Annotated in this window: 7 protein-coding genes and 1 tRNA gene; 3 read left to right on the forward strand and 5 right to left on the reverse strand. The window is 67.0% G+C overall.

Annotation, left to right across the window (positions count from 1 at the left end; all coding sequences use genetic code 11):
* Positions 1–186 precede the first annotated feature (186 nt).
* Complete coding sequence (locus tag AB0I34_RS43885) at positions 187–1,056, reverse strand: sigma-70 family RNA polymerase sigma factor (RefSeq protein ID WP_360458614.1); 870 nt, start codon at positions 1,054–1,056, stop codon at positions 187–189.
* Between the two features lie 91 nt (positions 1,057–1,147).
* Between AB0I34_RS43885 and AB0I34_RS43890 the strand changes: the two genes are divergently transcribed.
* Positions 1,148–1,591: a pyridoxamine 5'-phosphate oxidase family protein gene (locus AB0I34_RS43890; protein ID WP_360458616.1), complete on the forward strand. Its 444-nt coding sequence runs from the start codon at positions 1,148–1,150 to the stop codon at positions 1,589–1,591.
* A 6-nt stretch (positions 1,592–1,597) separates the two neighbouring features.
* On the opposite strand, the gene AB0I34_RS43895 is transcribed toward AB0I34_RS43890, so the two are convergent.
* Positions 1,598–1,933: a hypothetical protein gene (locus AB0I34_RS43895; protein ID WP_360458619.1), complete on the reverse strand. Its 336-nt coding sequence runs from the start codon at positions 1,931–1,933 to the stop codon at positions 1,598–1,600.
* A 126-nt stretch (positions 1,934–2,059) separates the two neighbouring features.
* Positions 2,060–2,959 carry an aminoglycoside phosphotransferase family protein gene (locus AB0I34_RS43900; RefSeq protein WP_360458622.1) on the reverse strand — a complete coding sequence of 300 codons (900 nt, stop codon included), beginning with the start codon at positions 2,957–2,959 and terminating at the stop codon, positions 2,060–2,062.
* A 300-nt stretch (positions 2,960–3,259) separates the two neighbouring features.
* Between AB0I34_RS43900 and AB0I34_RS43905 the strand changes: the two genes are divergently transcribed.
* Positions 3,260–3,571 carry a putative quinol monooxygenase gene (locus tag AB0I34_RS43905; RefSeq protein ID WP_360458625.1) on the forward strand — a complete coding sequence of 104 codons (312 nt, stop codon included), beginning with the start codon at positions 3,260–3,262 and terminating at the stop codon, positions 3,569–3,571.
* A 62-nt stretch (positions 3,572–3,633) separates the two neighbouring features.
* Here AB0I34_RS43905 and AB0I34_RS43910 read toward each other — a convergent pair.
* Positions 3,634–3,705, reverse strand: a tRNA-Val gene (locus AB0I34_RS43910).
* A 106-nt stretch (positions 3,706–3,811) separates the two neighbouring features.
* Between AB0I34_RS43910 and AB0I34_RS43915 the strand changes: the two genes are divergently transcribed.
* Positions 3,812–4,378: a CGNR zinc finger domain-containing protein gene (locus AB0I34_RS43915; RefSeq protein WP_238164653.1), complete on the forward strand. Its 567-nt coding sequence runs from the start codon at positions 3,812–3,814 to the stop codon at positions 4,376–4,378.
* A 62-nt stretch (positions 4,379–4,440) separates the two neighbouring features.
* Here AB0I34_RS43915 and AB0I34_RS43920 read toward each other — a convergent pair whose 3' ends face one another.
* Positions 4,441–5,259, reverse strand: a complete 819-nt coding sequence (locus AB0I34_RS43920) for an aminotransferase class IV (protein ID WP_360458628.1) — start codon at positions 5,257–5,259, stop codon at positions 4,441–4,443.
* Positions 5,260–5,431: the final 172 nt, after the last annotated feature.

The following is a 5,431-nucleotide window of genomic DNA, read 5'->3' on the forward strand; positions in this document are numbered from 1 at the left end:
TCCGGCGGGGTGTTCCTGCTCGGTGCGAGAGCAGAACAGTAGCGCACTTTCGGCGTACGCAAAAACCAGATTCCGGGGTGTCGCGATGTGGACGGTCGGAGCGTGGATGTCACCCCTCCCGTCACACCAGTCCCACGCGTCCGGGGTGACTCCAGGACGCCGTCGTACCCCGGGATCCGTGCTGCGTCAGCCGTTGGCCGGCGCGAGGTCGACGTCGCGCAGGTAGTCGGGATTGCCGAGGAGTTCGATCCCGGCGATCCGGCCGTCGGCGACCGTGAACGAGAACACGACGACCGGCTCGCCACGCAGCCTCCACACCGCTCCGGCCTTGCCGTCGACCAGCGTGAGTACGGCGGCCTGCGCGCGCCCGGAGAACGTCTCGGCGACAGCCGCGGCGCCCCGCACCATCGCACCAGCGCCGCGCGCCACGACCGTTTCGTCGGCACGCAGTACGACGTCCGGGTCGAGCAACTCGAGCAGCGCATCAAAGTCGCCACCACGCGACGCCGCGAGGAACGCCTCGACGATCTCCTTCTGCCGGTTGGCATCCGCTCCCGCGGGTTCCGGCGTACCTTGCACCCGCCGCCGCGCCCGGCTTGCCAGCTGCCGCGCGGCATCCGACGACTTGCCCACGATCGGCGCGATGTCGTCGTACGGCACCGCGAACATGTCATGCAGCACGAACGCCAACCGCTCGGCGGGCGTCAACGTCTCGAGTACGACGAGCAGCGCGAGCCCGACCGAGTCCGCCTGTACGGCCTCGAGCTCAGGATCCGGTACGTCGTCGTCCGTGAGCGCAGGGGAGTGGTCGCCGACCGTCTGCTCGGGCCGCCCGCGCCGCGTCCGCAGCATGTCCAGGCAGATGCGCCCGACAACTGTCGTGAGCCAACCGCCCAGGTTGTCGATCGCGTCGGCGTCGGATCGGCTCAGCCGGATCCACGCCTCCTGCACCGCGTCCTCGGCCTCGACGCGCGACCCGAGGATCCGGTACGCGACCACGCGCAAGTGTTCCCGGTTCTCCTCGAACCGCTCCGCCAGCCAGTCGTGTTCGCTCATGTCCCTCTCCACCTGTCACACTCCGGTCCGACCACCGTCAATTGGTGTGACGCGAAAACCCGACCACATGTGACACCCGTAGGAGTCCATCATGGCTGCCCCCAGGCCCCTCGCCGTACGCAAGCAAGACACCCTGCACCGGCTGGAGCACGACATCGACGCCTGGGTAGCCACCGCGTCACCTGACGGCACGCCCTACCTGATGCCCTTGTCCTTCCTCTGGGACGGTCGAACCCTCCTGCTGTCCACCGCTGTCAACAACCCCACCGCCCGCAATCTCCGCGCCAACCCTGTCGTGCAGTTGACCATCGGCCAGACCAGGGACGTCATCCACATCACCGCCACGACCGAAGAACTTGCCACTGTCCCCACCGCCGAGGGCGACGCCTTCGCCACCAAGGCCGGCTTCGACCCCCGCCAAGCCTCGACTCCGTACCCGTTCATCCGCGCGACTCCCACGACGATCCAGGCCTGGCGCGAGGGCAACGAGATCAAGGGCCGCCTCCTCATGCAGTCCGGTGTGTGGCTCGTCTAGCCCGTTTCACCAGAGGAACGTGAGCTCCGCCAAGGTGAGGTGCGGCCGGTCGGCGAGCCAGCTGTCGAGGCAGGACCTCAGGTCCGCCTCGGATCCCGCCAGCCCGAGCTGGACCGCGTCGTTCGAGGTCGGCTCGTGGTCGTGTGCATCGTCGGGCCTGCCGTGCGAGCAGTCCGAGCACATCAGCCGGATCCCGGACCAGTCGTCGACGCCCAGGTCCTTCGGTCCGGCGAGATCGGCCAGTGCGGTCAGGTCGTCAGTCCCGGCGCCGAGCACCTGCGCCTGCCGCCCGAACAGGCCACCCAGCCCGAACTGAAGCAGACCTATCGATGCACCGAGCAACGACAGGACAGTCGGTACCCGACGGTCTGGTCGATGATCAACCTGGGCGTTGTCCGCATCGGCGCCCACGGCACCATCGACCACAGCGGCTGAAACCTTGTGAGACCACGGCGAGGCGTCTGCGAGTCAGCCTGTCTGCGTCAGGCGATCCGCCTCGGCAAGAAGGAGGTTGCCGAAGGGCTGGAACCCGATTCTCACGCTGTTCAGTCCGCCGATCACGCGATGGACGGTTCCCCACTCCCATATCGCGGTGGCGTCGACGCCAGTTCGAGCTGCGAGACGTTCCGTTCTAACCCGTAAGTCGTCGCCGGCGTCGGGGGTGCAACGGACGATCGTCCCGAGGTCACATGCGGGTTCCGCCCTGAGGCCGTCGGGATCTATCAGCTTGAAGGTGTCACCTTCTGTCTGGAGTGCGTTCGCTTCATGAACGTCGCCATGCACGAGCACCGACGTTCGACGGTGGTAAGCGCGCTCGCGGCGATTGGCACATTCGACGGCGTCGTCGATCGTCGCTGCCGAACATGGTCGTTCCAGCTCCTCCCAGAGCTGCGGGATGAGGTGCTGCATCCGATGTGCCAAGTCGGCGCCGGTCGGCAAGTCGATGTCGTCGTCGAGCGGGCGCCAGAGTTCTGCGGCGATGTTGCACAACATGTCGTGTTGCGAGCGATGGTCCAAAATCACGTCGTACATCGGCGGCCCGAGCCTCTCCAGCAGAAGTGCGTCTCGGGTGAGGTCGCGGCGGATCAGTCGTGCGCAGCTCTTTCCCGCAGCGAGATCGAGAACGGTCGCTTCGAAGCCGAGCTGGCGTCGAGATCCGGGAACCCCGATCTTGAGAACTGACGGGGTCCCGTCGGCGAGCGTGGCTTCGACGACCAAGGCAGCGTGTCCTCCGCGCAGCGTCGCGCCGATCGTCAGCGACCAGTCCTGGGCCAAGGAGTCCAGGACCGACGGTAGACCGTCGAGCCATGCCGCGTCCCCGTCGGCAAGCGCCTTGCTTCGGACTTCATCGGGAACGTCGAGTGTCATCCGATTCATTGTGCCCCTCACCGGCCAAGCAGTCTGCGCAATTCACGCCGGCCAGCGCTAGCGGCGTTCGGAGCACCGCGACCGAAGCCACCCATGCCGGATAACCGGCCAAGTCGTCCTTCGTGATTGGCGCGGCCGCGGTCGGTGTACCCGAGCCAAGCGCAGCGCAAAGCGTCGTGACCGGAACCGCGCCGGGCGCACTGTCACTAGCATCACCCTGACCGCCACCACCTGGACCAGCCTGGTCGCCCTCGGCGCCGAGGCCCAGATCGACCTGCTGCAAACGGAGGAACTCACCGCATGCTCAGCCTCACCGTCTCCTTCCAGGTAGTCCCTGGCCATCTCGACCTGCTTGTCGAGGCGATCCGGACCCAGGCCGAGCGCTCCATCACCAAGGAGCCGGGCTGCCTGTACTTCGACGTCGGCCAGGACACCGCCGACGACCACCACGTCACCCTGTACGAGCTGTACGCCGACGACGCCGCGGTCGAGGCGCATCGATCGACCCCGCATTTCAAGGTCTGGCGGGAAGCTCTCGCCGAGCACGTCGTACCCGGCAGCCTGGCCGTCACCGTGGCCCGTCGCCTCATCCACCACGCAGACGAGGGCTGAAACGACGAGAGCGGGGACTCGGCTGGTGCCGGGTTCCCGCTCTGACCTGCAATTTCCGGGGGTGGGCGATACTGGGTTCGAACCAGTGACCTCTTCGGTGTGAACGAAGCGCGCTACCACTGCGCCAATCGCCCGGGTGGTGCTGGTGTTGCGTGTGAAACCATAGCGCATCAGTCAGCGACGATCTAATCGGGCCGGGCTACTCTTGCTGCAAGACGGAGACCCCGTCGCGTTGGAGACGTGATTGTGACTTTCTCGCACGACACCGAGCAGGCGCTCGGCACGCTGGTCCGGCTCGTGAACACGTTGCCGGGTCCGAACAGTCAGGTCGACACCCTGGAAACGCTCGAGGAGTTGGAGAAGTTCGTCCACGAGCGGGAGTTCAGCGCGGTCGGCTCACTGTCGGACAAGGACCTGGCCGAGGTCAGGGATCTGCGGCCGCTGTTCTCGCCTGTCTTCACGACCGGGTCGGATGCCGACGCGGCGGCGATGATCAACGCGATCGTTGCCCGGGGTACGACGACGCCGCGGCTGACGAATCACGACGGGCACCCGTGGCACATCCATTATTCGCGGGACGGCGCGTCGTTGGCGTGCCGGATCACGGTGGAGTGCGGGATCGCCTTGGCGCAGGTCATCTCGGCCGGCGAACGGGAGCGTCTTCGCCGCTGTGAGGCGCCGGATTGTGACGACGCGTTGATCGATCTGTCACGTAACCGGTCCAAGCGGTACTGCGACGCGCGCACCTGCGGCAACCGTCTGCACGTCGCCGCCTACCGCGAACGCCGCAAGGCCTCCGGCGAGTAGGCCGCACGGCCTCCTGCGAGTGAACGCCGGCCCGGCCTCCGGCGAGTAGTCGAGGCGCGCGCTTACGGGTTCGGCTCGTCGGCTGAGTGGTCGGCGAAGATCTTGGTCACCTGCGCGGTGATCGGGCCCGGCGCAGGCAGGTCGCGGTCGTCGACGCGCTGGATGGCCTGTACGTCGCGCGTCGTGGACGTGAGGAAGACCTCGTCGGCCTCGAACAGACGCTCCATCGGTACGTCGCGCTCGGTCGCGCCGAACCACTCCAGGACAAGCGCACGCGTCACACCCGCCAGTGCCCCCGAATCCAGGGTCGGCGTAACGAGCTCACCGTCGTACACGCAGAAGATGTTCGAGCCGGTGCCTTCGCAGAGGTTGCCGATGGTGTTCGCGAAGATGGCCTCGCTGCCGCCGCGTTCCTTCGCATAGGCGAGCGCGCGCACGTTCTCGGCGTACGACGTCGTCTTCAGGCCGGCGACCGCGCTGCGCTCATTGCGGACCCACGGGACCGTGACGATCGCGGACGTCGGGCCCGGGCGTTTGACTGCCTGCGTGGCGACCAGGATGGTCGGACCGGACGTGCCGCGTTCGGACGACAGCGGTGAGACACCACCCGTGTACGTGATCCGAAGCCGGCCGAACGGGATGCCCGGATCGGCCTGCACGACCGTCTCGATGCCGACCTCGATCCGCGCCACGTCCGGCTCGGGCAGACCGAGCCCGACCGCCGACCGGACCAGCCGGTCCAGATGCCTCGTCACCGCGAACGGACGGCCGTTCTCGATCTTCATCGTCTCGAACACACCGTCGCCGGTGGTCAGCCCGTGATCGAGCGGCGAAACCGTCGCCTCGTCGTCCAGCAGGGCGCCGTTCAGCCAGATACGCATGTCGTGCTCCTTCCGCGGAACACCTTAGTGCGCAAGGCATCCGGGCCTGTCAGGCAGTCCGAAGGTGACCGGACGATGACGGTACGTCGACGTGGTGGGGCACCCCGGTTTTTGAACTCAGGCGGAGATGGGCTAGTGTTCTTCTCGCGTCGGGGAGCACGAAAACCCGGTC

The sequence above is a fragment of the Kribbella sp. NPDC050281 genome, from assembly GCF_040655855.1.
Taxonomy (GTDB): Bacteria; Actinomycetota; Actinomycetes; order Propionibacteriales; family Kribbellaceae; genus Kribbella.